General features: G+C 71.6%; 7 protein-coding genes. All 7 read right to left on the reverse strand.

From position 1 onward, the window contains the following. Position 1: 1 nt before the first annotated feature. On the reverse strand, positions 2-265 hold the full coding sequence (locus FOZ70_RS11735; protein WP_219705925.1) for a hypothetical protein: 264 nt from the start codon (positions 263-265) through the stop codon (positions 2-4). Next, complete coding sequence (locus tag FOZ70_RS11740; protein WP_276573412.1) at positions 265-2,388, reverse strand: TonB-dependent siderophore receptor; 2,124 nt, start codon at positions 2,386-2,388, stop codon at positions 265-267. Before FOZ70_RS11740 ends, FOZ70_RS11735 begins: the two co-directional genes overlap by 1 nt. Before the next feature lie 212 nt (positions 2,389-2,600). Further along, positions 2,601-4,400, reverse strand: coding sequence for an ABC transporter ATP-binding protein (locus FOZ70_RS11745; protein WP_346656400.1), 1,800 nt, complete (start codon positions 4,398-4,400; stop codon positions 2,601-2,603). Then, the gene (locus FOZ70_RS11750; protein WP_219705927.1) at positions 4,400-6,121 is read right to left on the reverse strand and encodes an ABC transporter ATP-binding protein; all 1,722 of its coding nucleotides are present in this window, start codon (positions 6,119-6,121) and stop codon (positions 4,400-4,402) included. Before FOZ70_RS11750 ends, FOZ70_RS11745 begins: the two co-directional genes overlap by 1 nt. Continuing rightward, complete coding sequence (locus FOZ70_RS11755) at positions 6,118-7,170, reverse strand: Gfo/Idh/MocA family oxidoreductase (RefSeq protein WP_027789652.1); 1,053 nt, start codon at positions 7,168-7,170, stop codon at positions 6,118-6,120. Before FOZ70_RS11755 ends, FOZ70_RS11750 begins: the two co-directional genes overlap by 4 nt. Then, positions 7,167-12,641, reverse strand: a complete 5,475-nt coding sequence (locus tag FOZ70_RS11760) for a non-ribosomal peptide synthetase (protein WP_219705928.1) — start codon at positions 12,639-12,641, stop codon at positions 7,167-7,169. Before FOZ70_RS11760 ends, FOZ70_RS11755 begins: the two co-directional genes overlap by 4 nt. Continuing rightward, positions 12,638-17,050 (reverse strand): non-ribosomal peptide synthetase, encoded by a 4,413-nt coding sequence (locus FOZ70_RS11765; RefSeq protein ID WP_219705929.1) that lies wholly within the window; start codon positions 17,048-17,050, stop codon positions 12,638-12,640. The genes FOZ70_RS11760 and FOZ70_RS11765 overlap by 4 nt, the downstream gene beginning before the upstream one ends. Between the last annotated feature and the right edge of the window lie 85 nt (positions 17,051-17,135).

The raw sequence follows: 17,135 nt of genomic DNA on the forward strand, positions 1-17,135 counted from the left end.
GTCAGCGCCCTCCCCAGAACATCGCGCACGGCACGAGCACCGCGAGCCACAGGCAGGCGCGCCACGCGGCCTGCCGCCGCACGGGCGCGACGAGCACCCACAGCAGCGCGGCGACACCCGCGGCCAGCGACAGCAGCACCGCCGCGTAGAGCCGGTTCAGGCCGTCGGCCGGGTAATGACGGGCCAGCGTGACCGCCAGCGCGACCGCGCCCGGCAGCACGCCTGCGATCGCGAGCGCCGCCCGCGTCCCCCAGCCGCCCGCCATCAGAACTGCCCGCGCACGGTCAGCATCACGTTGCGCGGTTCCCCGTAGCGGTTGTTCCAGCCCGGCTGGCTCAGGCTCAGGTAGTACTTGCGGTCGAACAGGTTGTTGACGTTGACGGCCGCACTCCAGTGCTTGTCGTAGCGATAGCCGAGCCGCACGCTGGCGAGCGCGTAGCCGCCCTGGCTCATCGTGACGCCGTTCGCCTGCGCCGAGTAATTGCTCTGCACCTGCACGCCGCCGCCGATGCTCCAGCGCCGTTCCTGCCACGGCAGGTCGTAGTTGGTCCACAGCCGGAACAGGTGGCGCGGGTTCAGCAGCGGCGCGAACGTGCCCGCGTTCGCGAGGTTGTCCGCATAGCGCATCGTGTCGTACGTATAGCTCGCCCACACGCTCCACCACGGCGTGATGCGGCCGTTCGCCTCGAACTCGAAGCCCTGGCTGCGCACGCTGCCGCCGTTCACGTAGTAGCAGTTCGGCCCCGCGCACGGATGCGCGAGATCGACCTGCGGATTGTTGTCGAGATCGATGCGGAACGCCGCGAGCGACACGTTCAGCTTGCCGCCCGCCAGCTCGCCCTTCACGCCCGTCTCGTAGGTGCGCCCCTTCACCGGCGTCAGGATGCCGCCGCCCCACATCGACTTGGTTTGCGGCTGAAACACTTCCGCATAACTCGCGTACCACGACCAGTCGCGCGCGAAATCCCAGATCAGCCCGCCGTACGGCGTGAACTGGTGGCCGGTGTTGTAGTGCGCGCCGAGGCTGTCCTGGTTCCACCAGCTCATCCGGCCGCCGAGCACGAGCGTGACGGGTTCCGCGAGCTTGATGCGGCCGAGCCCGTACACGCCCTTCTGCGACACGTCGTTCTGCTGCGACTGCTGGTACGGGCCGACGCCCGGCTCGGGCACGCTGCCCGGGTTCCAGCGGTAGACGTTCACCGGCATGCCGGCCACGTTGCCGAGCAGCTGCGCCGACATCTGCCCGCTGCTGCTGTTCGCGTAGGTCACGCCGAACAGCAGGTCGTGCGTCAGCCCGAACGCATGCACCGGCCCCTGCACGTTCGCATCGATGCTGCGGCTGTAGCTGCTGAACTGGTACGCGCCGCCCGTCAGCGCGCCGCCCGCACCGGTCGACGGATCGATCGCGCCGTACGAGCCCGCGTATTTCAGGTCGGAACGCACGCTCTGGTATTCGCCGCTGACCTTCGCTTTCCAGCCGGCGCCGAGCTTCTGCTCGACCGACGCGAACGCGCGCGTCGTGTCCCAGTCGAAGTGGCCCCACGCCGTGTCGAGGAACGTCGAGCGCGACAGGCCGAGGCTCGACCCGTCGCGCGCCATCGGCACGCCGGACATGTCGGGCACCGAGCGCGTCGTCTGGTATTGCGCGCCGAACGTGAGCAGCGTGTCGCGCGTCACGTCGACTTCCGTGATGCCGTAGATCGAGCGCGTGTCCTGTTTCGCGTGGTCGTAGAAGAAATGACGATCCTCGTATGCGGCGACGAGCCGGCTGCGCACGGTGCCGGCCGCATTGAGCGGGCCGCCGATGTCGGCTTCCGCGCGGTAGCGGTCCCAGCTGCCGACGCTCACGCTCGCGTTCGCGGAGAACTGGTACTGCGGCCGCTTGCGCACGAGGTTGACCGTCGCGGCCGGGTTGCCCGAGCCGTGCAGCAGGCCGTTCGCGCCGCGCAGGATCTCCACGCGCTCGTACACGGAGATGTCCTGCGGCGCGCTCGCCATGTCGCCGATCACCACCGGCACGCCGTCGAATTCGAACGAATCGACCTTGAAGCCGCGCACGAAATACGCGGTGGTGAGCAGCACGTACGGTTGCACGGTCACGCCCGCCGATTGCTGCATCACCTCGTCGAGCGAATACAGGTTCTGCTGGTCGATCCGTTCGCGCGTCGTCACGCTGACCGACTGCGGAATCTCCCGCAACGCCAGCGGCATCTTGCCGACCGTCGCCACGGCCGGATCGTCGGCCACGCCGCGCGACGCGGTCACGGATATCGCCTTCAGCTCGCCCGCGGCAGGCTTCACGGCGGTCGTTTCCTCCTTCCGGACTTCCGCGCCGGCCGCCGGCGCCGCATCGGCGAACGCCGCCGCCGGATGCGCGGCGATCAGCAGGCCGAGATACAGCGACGGGCGCCAGCGCCCTCGCCCCGGACGGGCGACGCGCGCGCCCTTCGTCATCGATCTCCCAGGTTCCAGCACCTCGTACCGCATTCACGCCCCCGTATTTGATAATCATTCTCATTATCAAATAGAACCGGCAGGCCATTTTTCGATCGAGGGGCTTTTCCTATCGATTCCGGGCACGCCGGCCCGCATTGTTCACGTCAGTGTTCGGATTCGGCCGCCCGGGCTTCCGCGTTCGAAGCGCCCACAGCGTCCTCTGCGTCGTTAGCCTCCAGATCGTCCGGCGGCAGGCCGTCGAGCCCCGGCTCCGCGCGGGCGAAGGCCGCGTACCACGCGTCGGCCTCGACGAGCTGCGCGTGCGTGCCGGTCGCCCGCACGCGGCCCGCGTCGAGCACGACGATCGTGTCGGCGGCCGCCGCGAGCGCCGGCTGGTGCGTGACGACGATGCGCGTGCGCTGCCCGCGCAGCGCGACGAGGCTGTCGCGCACGCGCCGCGCACTCGATTCGTCGAGGCTCGCGGTCGGCTCGTCGAACATCAGCACCGGCGCACGCGACAGCAGCGCGCGCGCCAGGCACGCCCGCTGGCGCTGCCCGCCCGACAGCAACTGGCCGCCCGGCCCCACGTCGGATTCGAGCCCGTCCGGCAAGTGCTCGGCGTCGTGCAGCAGGCCGGCCGCGTCGAGCGCGTCGCGCAGTTCGGCATCGGTCGCATCCGGGCGGCCCATCCGCACGTTCCACGCGAGGCTGCCGCGAAACAGCCCGTTGTCCTGGAACACGAGGTTGCGCGTCGCCGCGAGCGTCGCCTCGCTCAGGTGCCGCACATCGGCGCGGCCGAGCAGCACGCGCCCGGCGCCCGGATCGTCGAGCCGCGCGAGCAGGCCGAGCAGCGTGCTCTTGCCGGCACCCGTGGGGCCGACGATCGCGACGAAGCCGCCCGCCGGGCAATGCAGGTCGACGCCGTCCAGCAGCGTCGCGCCGGCGGGCGAACGGTAACCGACGCGCACCGCGTCGACACTCGCGTCGTGCACCGGCGTGCCGCGGTCGGGGCTGTCGAAACGCGGCGCATGCAGCACCGCGAGCACGGTGTCGAGTGCGCGCCAGGCGCCGCGCAGCGCCTGGTCGAGCTGCGTGAGCTGCGCGAGCGGTTCGATGAAACGCACGAGCAGCACGAGCACCGCCACGGCCGTCGCGGCATCGAGCCGGCCCGCCGAGACGGCCCATGCGCCGCCCGCCAGCATCGCGACGAACACGCCCTGCACCGCGCCCGCGAAGCCGAGTTCGATCGGCAGCGAGCGCCGCATCAGCGCGCACGTGCGGCGATGCTGCGCGTCGAACGCGTGCATCAGCGCCGCGCGCGCGTCGCCTTCGCGGCCCGCGAAGCGCAGCAGCCCCTGATGCGCGGCGAAGGTCTGAAGCTGCACGGCCATGTCGCGATCGCCGGACGCGCGCGCCTGCTCGAACGCGAGGGTGCGCGTGCCGCCGCGCTCGAGCAGCGCGAACAGCAACACGGCGGCTGCCGCGAGGCACAGCGCGATGCGCCAGTCGATCCACGCGAGCCCGGCGACGACCGCAAGCGGTGTCACGACCGCGCCGATCAGCGGCCCGAGCAGGTGCGCCGGAATCCCCATCGCCTGCATGACCGGCCCGCGCAGCAGCCCGACCGGATGACTGTCGCGCACGGCCTGCCACGACGCGATGCGCGGCAGGTGCCGCACGAGGCGTTCGACGAGACCGGCCGCGAGCGCGCCACCCGCGCGATAGCCGCCGCGCTGCGCGACGTACACCACGAATGCATGGCACAACGTCAGCACACAGAGCGCGATCGTCCAGTGCAACACGGCTGCCTGCGCGCCGGCGAACCACGCGCGGATCAACGGCACGAGCAGCAACCCGCAGGCGCCGTCGAGCAACGCGGCCGCCACCGCCCAGCCGACCCCGCGCCACAGCGCGCGGCGTGTGCCGGATGGCAGGCACTGCAAACGTTTGAGCGATTTCATCATCATGCGGCCTCCCCGTCCGCGGCACCGCGTTCGCGCCACAGCCGCGCATACAGCCCGCACGCGGCCAGCAGCGCCGCATGCGTGCCGCGCTCGACGATGCGGCCGCGATCCATCACGAGAATCTGGTCCGCCTGCCGGATCGCGTCGAGATCGTGGCTGACGATCACGCGCGTGCGCGCGTCGCCGCGCAGCGCGTTGCGCAATGCGCGTCCGGTTTGCGGATCGAGTGCCGATGCCGGTTCGTCGAGCAGCAACAGCGGCGCCGTCGACAGCAGCGCACGCGCAATCGCCAGCCGCTGCAGCTCGCCGCCGGACAGCCGCACGTCGCGCCCGCACACGCAACCGTAGCCGCCCGGCAACGCATCGATGCGTTCGTCGAGACAGGCGGCGCGCGCGGCCGCGCGAATCGCATCGTGATCGGCATCGGGCCGGTACAGCGCGATGTTCGCGGCAATCGACACGTCGAGCGCGGCGGCCTGCTGGAACACCATCGCCATCTGCTCGCGCCGCGTATCCGGCGCAAGCAGCCGCAGGTCGGCGCCGCCGAGCCGCACCGTGCCGCGGTCGGGGTCCATGAAGCGCGCGAGCAGCATCAGCAGCGTGCTCTTGCCCGCACCCGACGGCCCGACGATCGCGGTGGTCGTGCCCGCCGCGACCGTCGCGTCGATGTCGCGCAGGATCGGCGTGCCGTCGATGTCGACGCTCACGCCGCGCAGCTCGATCGACGCATCGCACGGCACCTGTGCCGCGCCGTCGGCCGGCTCGGGCAGGCCCGGCTGCGCGAGCAACGCATCGAGGCGCGCAGCGGCCGCGCGCGCTTCGCGCAACGCGTCGGCACCGTGGCCGAGCGCCCGCACCGGCGCGGCGACCGCCCAGATCAGCAGTGCGAACGCGCACAGTTCGCCGACCGGCAGGCGGCCGGCCGTGAGCCACGTCGCGCCGAACACGACCCACGCGAGCAGGAACGGCGTGCCGAGCAGCACCTGCGTGCAGGCACCGGGCCCGCCGACGCGGCCGACCCATGCCGAAAACGCCTGGTCGAAGCGCCCGGTCGACGCGAGCGCGGCCGCCTCGATGCCGGCGCCCGGATACTGCCGCACGAGCGCCGGGTTCTGCGCGAGCTGCGCGTAATCGCCCATCAGCTGTTCGAGTGCCGCGTTGCGCGCCGCGACGGCCGGTGCGAACCGCGCCGAGCGCATCCAGCGGAACAGCGCGGCGCCCGCGACGAGCGGGACCAGCGCAAAGGCGAGCAGCACGGGATTCAGGTAAAGCAGGCACGCCAGCGCCGCGCACGGCACGACGACGAGTTGCGTGACGTCGGCCGGCGCATGCGCGACGAGCTGGTGCAGCGCACGCACGTCCTGGTCGACGTGGCGCGCGACGCGATCGCTGCCCGCGCGCGCGAACCAGCCGAGCGGCAAGCGTTGCAGATGATCGGCGAGCCGCCTGCGCAAGCGATCGGCGAGATCGGCATCGACACGGTGGGTCAGGTGCAGCGCGACCGTCTGGCCGCCCAGCCAGCACACGCCGGCCGCCACGGCCGCGACGAGCCAGCCGCGCGCCGTCGCGTCGAGCTGGGCCGTCTCGCGCCATACGTCGGCGATACGGCCGAGCGCGAGCCACGGCACGAGCGACGCGACACCCGCCAGCGCCTGCAGCACGACCGCCGCCGCAAGCGGCACCGCGAACGGCCGCAACATCGAAAGCAACGGTCCCTTCATGCGGCACGCTCCAGCAGCATGCCGAGCGTGGCCGCGCACGCGTCGCCCGGCGGCTGCTCCGGAAAACCGAGCTGCATCGTCAGTTGCTGCCAGACGCGCGTCACGTCGATGCTGCGCTGGTTGCACGCGTGCAACCCTTCGCCCGACACGAGCCGGTCGACCGCGCGCACGGCCGCCTGCGGCCAGCTGCGGGCATGAATCGCGCCCCACGTATCGCGCGCATCGTCGCAGATCTGGATGCTCGGCATGTCGTCGCCCGCCGCGTCGCCGAAGATCGGGAACAGCCCGTCGTCGTCCGTTGCCGGTTCGCGCAGCGCGGGCGCCCACCACAGCGGGCCATGCGGCGACGCGAGCGTCCACGTGCCGGCGTCCGTCGTCAGCGTGATGCTGAACAGCATGCTCATCCGGCCGTCGTCGGCCGCCGCCATCTCGTTGTGCACGCGCAGCGAGACCGGCGTTTCGGCGAGCACCATCGCGCATTCGCGCATCGACGACAGTGCCGGCCCGACCGGCTCGACCGACCACGGGCCCACGCCCTGCAGCGCGGCGGCGAGCACGTCGAGCGCCGCGTAACTGGCCTGCACCGAGCACACGACATCCGCATGCACGGGCGCGCTCGTTTCACGCAGCCGTCGCGCGACCGCGATGAAGCGGGAGACGACCGGTAGGTTCGGATAGAAACTGTTGAGCAGGCAGCGCCGGCCGTGACGCGACGCGGTGCGCAGCACGCGGTCCCATTCGTCGGGCAGCAGCGGATGCTCGATCACGACGTCGATCCCGCGCTCGAGCAGCCGGCACGCGAGCGCGGCCCCGTCGGCACCGCGCGCCGCACCGCCGACCGCGACGCACGCAGCGCGCACGTCGTCGGGCAACGCTTCCGGACGGTCGAACACGGGCGCGCCGACGCGCGCGGCCAGCGCGGCGGTACGCGCGCTGCCTTGCCCCAGGATGCCGGCGACGCGATACGTGCCGGACGCGGCGAGGCCCGCCGCATAGAACTGGCCGAAGCGGGAGCCGGCCACGACGACCGGCAGCGGATGAGCCTTCATTGCGCCTCCTTCAGGCGGGTGTCGACGAACGCGGCGTTCAGGCAGTCGAAATGACCGCCGGGGATGTCGACGGACGTGATGCCGCCGAGCGCCTGTGCCGCCCAGTATTCGGTGAGCGCCGCGCGCTGCTGCGGAATCAGCGGGTTGCAGCGCTCCGGCACGAACAGCCGCAGCGCACCCGCGTATGGCGCGTCGCCCGCCCAGTGGCTCGCCTGCACCGAATGCATGAAAAGCCGGTACAGCCGTTCGCGCTCGTCGAGCAGCGGATGCGCGACCTCGTCCTGCATCGACAATCCGGCGGCCGCGCGCAGCACGCGGCGTCGCAACGTGTCGAGCGGCTCGCAGCGGTCGCCGAAAATCTCCAGCTGGGCCTGCAGGCTGCCGGGCGCGAGACGCGCGGGGTCGGCCTTCAATGCGTCGGCGAGTGCGTCGGCCAGCACATACGTTTCCGGAAACCCGAGCGCGTCGAGCGGCAGCCCGAGCGTCGCCGCGAAGTTGAACAGCACGAGCCGCTCGTCTTCGATCAGATAGGGAATCCGGTAGCTCGACACGATGTCGAGCGTGCGCACCTCGACACCGAGCTGCACCAGCGACTTCGCCATTTCGAGCGCGACCAGCCCGCCCGAGCAGTAGCCGAGCACGTCGACCTCGCGCACGCCGGTGCGCCACAGCGCATCCGCATAACGCCGGCCGAGCGTCGCGTTCAGGTGGCGCGCCGGCAGGTCGAGATAGTCCTGCGCGTCGCGCACCGCGAAGCCGAGCACGGGGCCGAGCCGCGCGAGCGCCGGCATGACCGGACGATACGCGTGCACCGTGCCGAGCCCTTCATGCACGATCACGCGCGGCACGCCGTCGCCGGGCGCGAGCGGTATCGGCCGCACGCCGGCGCGCACGCGCGGCGCCGGCGCATGGACGACCGCCGAAACGTGCGCGCTACGCGGAGCGGCCGGCGCAACCGGCGATGCGCTGTCCGACGGCTGCGCATCCGCGTCGCGCAGGCATTGCGCGAACGCGGCGGGCGTCGGTTGCGCGAGCACCCAGCGCAGCAACCGGTCGAACGGATGCGCATGCGCGAGCGGTTCCTCGCCGCGCAGCCGCGACACGAGTTGCGCGATCAGCAGCGAATCGCCGCCCGCGGCGAAGAAGTCCTGATCGGGCGTGACGTTGCGCGTATCGAGCACGGCTTCCCACAAGCCGATCAGCCGCGCCAGCAGCGGATCGGCGGCGGCCTGCGCGTGAGCCGGCCGGGCGGCCGCCAGCTCCGCTTCGCGGATGCCGGCGATGCCGGCCAGCGTGCGGCGATCGATCTTGCCGTTCGCGGTCACGGGCAGGCGGTCGAGCACGCGCAATTGCGACGGCACCATGTAACCCGGCACGCGCTCCGCGACGCATGCCAGCAGCGCGTCCGGCGCGATGCGCGCCGCCCCGCGCTTCACGTGCGCGAGCAGGATGTCATAGCCGAGTGCGTCGAGCGGCGTGCCGGGTGCCACGCAACCGAGCGCGCGATCGCCGCCCGCCGCTTGCAGCCATTCGAGCCACTGCGCGCGCGGCACGAACAGACGCGCCGATTCGACGCGCGCGTCGTGCGGCGTTTCCATCATCAACCCCTGGCTGATGCTGATCTCCGGATGCTCGGTCGTCAGTTCCTGGATCACCCACCACGCATCCGCCGCCGACAGCGCACGCAATCCGGCGACCAGCGCGACCGTGTCGCGCGCATTGTTCAGTGCGCCGGAGCTGATCGTGATGTCGATCGAATGCGGCGCAATACCCTGCGCGTCGAGTGCCGCGTTCATGTCGAACCGCTCGAACCGCATCCACGGATACGCGGCGAAGCGCTCGCGTGCCGCCGCGAGGAAATAGCTCGACACGTCGCTGAACAGGTAGTCGATCCGCGCGCCCGCTTCGACCAGCGGCGCGAGCGCGTCGACGATCGCCCGCGTCGCCGCGGCCGTACCCGCGCCGATCTCGAGGATGCGCCACGGGCGCTGCGGCTCGCGCGCGACGATCGCACGCACGGCCTGTGCCATTCCGTCATGCAGGGCCTGCGCATGTTCGCCGTCGCTGTACATCGCGTCGGCGATATGCGACGCGCCTTCCGGGAACATCAGGCCGGCGGGCGACACGGTGCCGTCCACCTGCACGTCGATGCATCCCGCGCTGTCGCGGAAGTAGTCGACGAGGACGGCCGGCCACAGATCGGGCGACGCATCCTGCGCAAACGCGTCCCAGCAGGCATGCGCATCGGCGTGGCCGGCATCGGGCCGCCTGCGCCAGCCGCCATCGGCATCCGCGTGCAGCACGCCGTGCCGGTCGAGCATCGCGAGCCAGTGACGCAGCAGATGCTGTCGCGCCGCCGGCACACGCAACCGTTCGCACAACGTCGCGAAGTCCGTCGCCGCCTCCTCGGTCAGCGCCCCCGCCGGCACGATCCACGCTGCCAGCGATGCAACGCAGGCCGCTTCGAGCCGGGCGACCGACCGCGTCACGTCCGCGTGCGCGGGCCAGCGCGCGGCGTCGAACGCCGTGCGCACGTGCGCCGCGATCTCGTGCAGCGCGTCGTCCTGCTGCGGCGGCTCCGCGCCATGCAGCGACACGAAGCTCGCGAGCCGGCGCTCCGTGCCGTCGCCGAGCACGATCGTCGCGGCCGCGCCGACGAGCGGATGCGCGGTCAGCGCCGCATCGATCTCGGCCAGCTCGATCCGGTAGCCGCGGATCTTCACCTGATCGTCCTGCCGCCCGAGGAATTCGAGCGAACCGTCGGCACGCACGCGGCCGAGATCGCCGGTGCGGTAGAGTCGCCGCCCGTCGCCATGACGGATGAAGCGTTCGGCCGTTCGCACCGGATCGTTCGCGTAACCCGTCGCCAGCCCGACGCCGCCGATATGGATCTCGCCGCGCACACCCGGCGGGCACGGCCGGCCGAGCGCGTCGAGCACCTCCATCGTCTGCCCGGTCAGCGCGCGGCCGTAAGGAATGCTGGCCAGCTGCGTGTCCGCCGGACGGATCGGATGCTCGATCGACCAGATCGATGCCTCGGTCGCGCCGCCGAGGCTGAACAGCGCACTGTCGGGCCAGCGCCGCCACCAGCGGGTGGGCAGCGTCACCGGAATCCAGTCGCCCGACCACAGCACGCGGCGCGGGCCCGGCACATCGAGCGCCGGTTCGCTTTCGACGTAGTCGATCAGCATCTGCCCTTGCGCGGGAACCGAATTCCACAGCGTCACGCGATGGCGCGCCATCAGCGCGGCCCAATGCGACGGATCGTTGCCGCGCGCCGGATCGGGCAGCACGATGCACGCGCCGCGCGCGGTCGCGCCGAAGAAGTCGTAGACGGACAGGTCGAAGCTCAACTCGGCCAGGCCGAGCACCACGTCGCCGTCGCCCACTTCATGGCGCGCGCTGATGTCGGCCAGCGTGTTGCACACGGCCGCGTGGCTCAGCATCACGCCCTTGGGCTCGCCGGTGGAGCCCGACGTATAGATCACGTATGCAAGTGCGTCGCCAGCGATGTCGCGCGCGGCGCGCGGCGGCCATTGCGGATCGATCGGCACGGCATCGACATCGATGCGCACGCACCCGTCGTGTTCGAACTCGAGCGCCTGCACGCTGACGACCGCACGCACGCGCGCATTGCGCAGGATCGCCTGTTGCCGCAGCGCCGGCTGCCGGCTGTCGACCGGCACGTACGCGGCGCCCGCCTGGACGATCGCGAGCACGGCCACGAGCTGGTGCGCGCACTTCGGCATCAGCACCGCGACGGTATCGCCCACGGCGACGCCGGCCTGTTCGAGCGCCGACCGCAGCGCCGCCGCGTGCTGCGCGACGTCGCGATACGTGCGCGCCCCCTGCGCATCGATCACCGCCGGCGCATCGGGCGTACGCAACGCCTGCGCGGCGAAGCCGGCCGCGATGTGCGACTCCGCATCCGGATGGATTCCGGCGGCGGGCGCATCGGACGGCAGCACGATGTCGCCCGCGCGCGACCACCATGCGGCGTCGGCGGCGAGCCGGCCCAGCAGGGCGACGTACGCGTCGAACATCGCCGCGGGCATCCCGTCCGGAAACAGGTCGTCGCGCACGTCCCAGCCGATTTCCAGGCCGCCGAACTGATCGGTCACCTGGCAGTCGAGCCACACCTGCGGCGTCTGGCTGATCATGTAGCGCGGCGGCTCGGCACGGGCCGCGTGTTCGCCGAGCAGCCGGCCGACACTGCCGATGCCGCTCGTGAACACCACCGGCATCAGCGCCGCATCCTTGCCGCGCCGTCGCGCGAGTTCGCGCATCACGTCGACACCGGTAAACGCTCGATGGTCGAGGTCGTCGAACATCCGCGCGCCGATCGTGCGGGCACGCTCGACGAAATCGCGCCCTTGCGTCGTGTCGACCGCGAGCAGGCTCAGCGCGGTGAAATCGCCGAGCACCGCGTCGATGCGCGGATGCACGGGCGGCCGGTTCAGCACCGTCAGGTTCAGGCAGAACGCGGGCGACTGGCTCCAGCGGCCGACGACTTCGGCGAACGCGGCCAGCGCGACACTCGCCGCGCTCAGGCCGAAGCGGCTCGCGTGGCCGCTCAGCGCGGCCCATTGCGCGCGATCGAGCCGCGCATGCCGGTGCGTGAAGCGCGGCCGCGCGTCGGACGGCATCGCGGGCACCACCGGCAGATCGGGGCGCGCCGGCAGATCGTCGATGCGCGCAAGCCACCACGCCTTGTCGCGCGCATGATCCGCGCGCGTGCCGGCATGGGCTTCATTGACGACGTAGTCGCGGAACGTCGCGTCGAGCGCCTCGGGCTGCCACTGCGGGTCGTCGTAGCGGCGCCGCCATTCGGCGAGCAGCAATTGCAGGCTCGCATAGTCGATCAGCGTGAAATCGACCGACAGGTGCAGCACCGCACCGTCCGGCCCGAGGCTCACTTCCGGCTGCAGCACCGGCCAGCGGTCGAGCGCGTGCACCGCATGGTCGAGACGCTCGCGCACGCGCCTTACGTGCGCGTCGAACGCGTTCGCGTCGACATCGCGCAGGTCGTGCACCACGAGCGGCTGCCACGGCACGTCGGGCAGCACGCGTTGCCATGCGTTGTCCTCGACGATCGCGCGCAGCATCGGATGCCGCGCGACGCACGCGTTCCACGCCGCCTCGAAGCGCACGCAGTCGAGATTCGCGGGCTCGCCGTATTCGACGTACAGATGGCACGCATTGCCGCCGAACTCGAACGATTCGTGGCGGCCGAGCACGTACGCGGCCTGCACCGGCGTCAGTGCGAACCGCTCGTGCCGGCGCACCGGATCGCAGCGCCATGCGCCGTCCTGCAGGAAGCGGACGAACGCGTCGCGTTCGGCCTTGATGCGCGCGGCCAGGTCCGCATCGAGCGCGCCGGCCGGCGCGCGATAGCGCAACTGGCCGCCGTCGTCGCACCACAGTTCGATCTGGCGTTCGCGGCAGAGATCGAGCACGTCATCGAAGCTCACAGCACGCCCTCCTCGATCGTCGCAACCCGCGTGTCGCCGTCGGCCTGCGAGGCTTGCATGGCCGGTGCGGCCTCGTCGAGCTGCGCGGCGAGACCCGCGAGCGTCGGCTGCCGGTAGAACGCCGCCATCCCGACCCGCACGCCGAGCCGCTCGCGCAGTTGCGCGAGCAGGCGCGTCGCGAGCAGGCTGTCGCCGCCGAGCGCGAAGAACGTCGCGTCGCGCGCGTTCGCCGGACGGCCGAGCGCGTGCTCCCAGCATGCGAGCAGCGTTGCCTGCCGTTCGTCGGCCGGCACGAATGCATCGTGGGCGGCCGGTGCGTCGCCGCGCGCGCGCGCGAGCGCCTCGCCCACCGCCCGCCGGTCGATCTTGCCGTTCGCGTTGAGCGGCCAGCGCGCGATGCACCACAGCGCATCGGGGCGCATCGCGTCGGGCAAGCGGTCGCGCAGCCAGTCGGCCAGCGCCGCTTGCGCGGCCGGTTCGCCGGCACGGCGCGCGTCGATGCACGCGAATGCGTTCGAACGCCAGCTTCGGGAGTCGAGCGTAAAACCGCGCGCATGCGCGGCGGCGGCGATCGCATCGGGCGTGAACGGCTGCGGCAACGACGCATCACCCGCCACGCTCGCGACGAGTTCACGCAACGGCGAGTCGCGCAGCACGTCGGCGAACAGCAAACGGCCATCCTGCGCCAGCAACGCTGCCGCGATCCGGAACGTATCGCGCGGATCGTCGCGCAGATGCGCGGCCGCGAAACTGATCACGCAATCGAATTCGCCGAGATGCCGCGCGGGCAACAAGCCGTCCTGCATCGTCTGAAGCGCGGGCCTCGTAACGGTGAAGCGTGCCTGTGCGGTGTGCAGCAGCCCCGGCGACACGTCGAACAGCGTCACGTCGAAACGTGGATCGTCGAGCACGCCGAGGCCCGCTTCGAACCATTGCCCGGCGCGGGCGTCGATCACCGCCACGCGCAGCACACCGGTGCGCGCAGCGGCCTGGGCCTCCAGCGCGCCGGCAAACTCGCGCAGCGCGCGGGCGCCGTCCGGCAAACGCGTCGCGAACGCAAGCGGTGCCACGCACGGGTCCAGCGGTACGCGCTGCGCGGCCGTATCCGGATCGGCTGCGAGCGCGCGCAGCGACGCCGTCAGATCGTCGAGATCGGTTGCATGCCAGTCGAGCCGATCGAGCGCACCGTCGATGGCGATCGACGCATCGCCTTTCGCGTGCCGGTGCGCACGCAACGACGGCGGCAGACCCGCGCCGCCATCGAGCAGCCGATCGGCGACGGTGCGCGCAACGGCCGCTTCCGCCTCGACCGTATCGGCCAGGTCGGCATCCGCGAGCAACGACGGCGCGGCATCGGCAACGCGATCCGCACCACAGTCGGCAACGCAATCGGCCGGCACGAATGCGGCGACGATGCGCGCAGCCTCGCCATTCACGACACTCGCGCACGCACCGTCGATCTGCGGATGCGCGGCCAGCGCGGCCTCGATCTCGCCCAGCTCGATCCGGTGCCCGCGCACCTTCACCTGGCGATCCTCGCGCCCCAGGAATTCGAGCGTGCCGTCGGGCCAGTAGCGGCCACGGTCGCCCGTGCGATACCAGCGGCCCGACGCGTGCTGCACGAAGCGCTGCGCGGTCAGCTCGGGATCGTTGCGGTAGCCGCGCGCGAGACTGTCGCCGCCGATCAGCAGTTCGCCCGGCACGTAATCCGGCACATCGCGGCCGTCGGCATCGACGACGCGATAGGCCTGCCCCGGCAACGGCCGGCCATACGGAATCGAACGCCAGTGCGGCGGCACGTCGCGCACCGTCTGCACGTTCGACCAGATGCCGGCCTCGGTCGCGCCGCCGAGCGCATGGAACGCACATGCGTCGCCGCACCGTTCGCGCAGGCGCGCCGGCAGGTCGAGTGCGATCCAGTCGCCGGACAGCAGCGCCGCGCGCACGCTGCGGCATGCGTCGGCCGCGGCGGGCACCGCCAGCGCCATTTCGAGCAGCGCGGGCGCCGAATTCCACAGCGTCACGCGATGCTGCGCGATCAGGTCGATCCAGCGCGCCGCGTCGCGCGCGTCGTCCTGGGTCGGCAGCACGAGCTCGGCGCCGGCACCGAGCACGCCGAACAGGTCGTACACCGACAGGTCGAAGTCGAGCGCCGATACCGCGAGCAGCCGGTCGTGTGCACGCACGCCGAGCAGTGCATCGATCGCGTCGATCGTGTTGAGCGCCGCCGCATGCGTCATCTCGACACCCTTCGGCACGCCCGTCGAACCGGACGTGTAGATCACGTACGCGGTGGCCTGCGGCGCCACCGCGAGCGGCGCGGCCAGCGGCGCATGTTTCATCAGCGAGGCAACATCGAAGCGCGGCAGCGGCGCATCCGCGTGCGCCGTGTCGCCGATCGCGGCCTTCACGCCGGCCGCGCGTTCGATCAGCGTCTTGCGCGCGGCCGGCTGCGCAATGTCGAGCGGCACGTAACACGCGCCGGCGGCCAGTACGCCGAACACCGCGGCCACCTGTTCCGGCCCGCGCGGCAGGCTGATCTCGACGGCATCGCCGTGACCGATGCCGGCGGCACGCAGGCCACCCGCGATCGCCAGTGCCTGCGCGGCCAGTTTGCCGCGCGTCACCACGCGCTCGGCGCACCGCAATGCGACGGCCGCCGGCTCGCGCGCGGCCGATGCAAAGAAGTCGGCATGCAGCGTGCGCGGCCGCGCGGGAGCGGGCACCGCGTTGAGCGCATCGCGCACGCGTCGCTGCGCGGACGGCAGCTCGACCGCGATCGGCAGCCGCCAGTCGCGATCGCACAGCGCCTGCACGAGCGCGACATACGCGCCGAACATCGCATCGACCATCCCGTCGGGAAACAGGCCGTCGACGCTGTCCCATGCGAGCAACGCGCCGTCCGGCACGCGATAGAGCTGGTGATCGAGCCACACCTGCGGCGTCTGCGAAATCATGTCGTGCAGATCGCCGAACACGCGCGCGAATGCGTCGGGCACGAACGGCGCGTCGCCGAGATTGCACGAGAACACGACGGGCGCCGCCCGCGGCGCGCCCTGCCTGCGTGCATCGCGCAGCACATCGAGCGCCGGATACGCAGCCTGCGCGATCGCGCCGTGCAGCCGCTGCTGGAACGCGCGCACCGTGTCGGCCGCGCTCGCGTCGGCGCGCACGTCGCATTCGACGAGCAGCAGCGTCGTGAAATCGGCGATCACGCGGCCGAGATCGGGCGCATCGCCGTGCCGGTCGAACAACGGCACGTTGAGCAGGAACGCCTGCCGGCCGCTCCAGCGCGCGAGCACTGCCGCGAACGCCGCACCGAACACCGACGACAGCGTGACGCCATGCTGCGCGGCCCGTGCCTGCAGGCGCGTCAGTTCGGCCGTGCTCAGCGTATGCGTGACGCGGCTGAAACGCGGCGCGCGGATCGTTTCCGGCGCGCGGGCGAGCGGCAGCGCCGGCCCTTCCGGGAGCGTCGCGAGCCGCGCCTGCCATGCGTCGCGCGCCGCGGCCCGCGCATCGCGCGTATCGGCCGCGCGACGCGCGAGCCAGGTCGGGAACCACGTCGACGGCGCGTCGGGCAACGCCGACGGCTCGGCATACGCGGCGCCGATCTCCTGCATCAGCAGCCGCACGCTGTCCACGTCGGCCGCGAGCAGGTCGACGCTCAGCCACACGCGATCCTCGCCGCCGGGCATCTGCGCGAGGCCCATCATGAAGACCTGCGCGTGCTCGACGTCGAGACATTCGTGCGACCGGAACGCGCGCAGCGACACCCATTCGGTTTCCGCTTCGGCGGCCGTCAGGTCGCGCCAGTCCGCATGCGCGAACACCGGGGCCTCCGGTGCCGCGACGATCTGCTGGCGGCCACCGGCAAAGCGCGCACGCAGCATCGGATGGCGTTCGCGCACGAGTCGGCACACCGCGTCGAGACGAACGGGATCGATCGCGCGGCTGCGAAACTCGAGGAATGCGTGGCAGCTCACGTTGCCGAGCACTTCCCCGTCGCCGCGGCCGAGCCAGTACGCCTGCTGCACCGCGGACAAGTCGAACGGCGCATGCACGTCGACATCGACCGCCTCGGCGGCTTCGACGTCGGGCGCCGAGGATGCGCCGCGCGGCGCATTCGCGAGCAGCTCGGCCCACGCGCCGAGCGTCGGCGTACGCGCGAGCGCATCGAACGTCAGCGCGTAGCCGAGCCGGTTCACGCGCGTCTGCAGATACATCAGCCGGATCGAATCGAGGCCGCAGCTCAGCAGGTCCTCGTCATCGTCGAGCGACGCGATTTCGTCGACGGGCTCGTCGAGCAGCGCCGCGATCATCGCGACGAGCTGCGAGCGAAAGGCAATGGGAGAAAAACGGGAAGGATCGGAATGATCGATGGTTGAATCGACAGCGGTCTGGCTCATGGGCACGCCTTGTATGGGTCGTTCGATGGCGGATCCGCGCGGCGGCGGCCACCCGTGAATGAGAATCTATCGCATTCACGCCCAT

The sequence above is a fragment of the Burkholderia sp. COPS genome (genome assembly GCF_019425585.1).
Classification (GTDB): domain Bacteria; phylum Pseudomonadota; class Gammaproteobacteria; order Burkholderiales; family Burkholderiaceae; genus Burkholderia; species Burkholderia cepacia.

Excerpts from the sequence above, each read along its gene's own strand:
- FOZ70_RS11735 (WP_219705925.1), bottom strand. The coding sequence starts at position 265 with ATGGCGGGCGGCTGGGGGACGCGGGCGGCGCTCGCGATCGCAGGCGTG.
- FOZ70_RS11745 (WP_346656400.1), bottom strand. The coding sequence starts at position 4,400 with ATGATGAAATCGCTCAAACGTTTGCAGTGCCTGCCATCCGGCACACGC.
- FOZ70_RS11750 (WP_219705927.1), bottom strand. The coding sequence starts at position 6,121 with ATGAAGGGACCGTTGCTTTCGATGTTGCGGCCGTTCGCGGTGCCGCTT.
- FOZ70_RS11755 (WP_027789652.1), bottom strand. The coding sequence starts at position 7,170 with ATGAAGGCTCATCCGCTGCCGGTCGTCGTGGCCGGCTCCCGCTTCGGC.
- FOZ70_RS11765 (WP_219705929.1), bottom strand. The coding sequence starts at position 17,050 with ATGAGCCAGACCGCTGTCGATTCAACCATCGATCATTCCGATCCTTCC.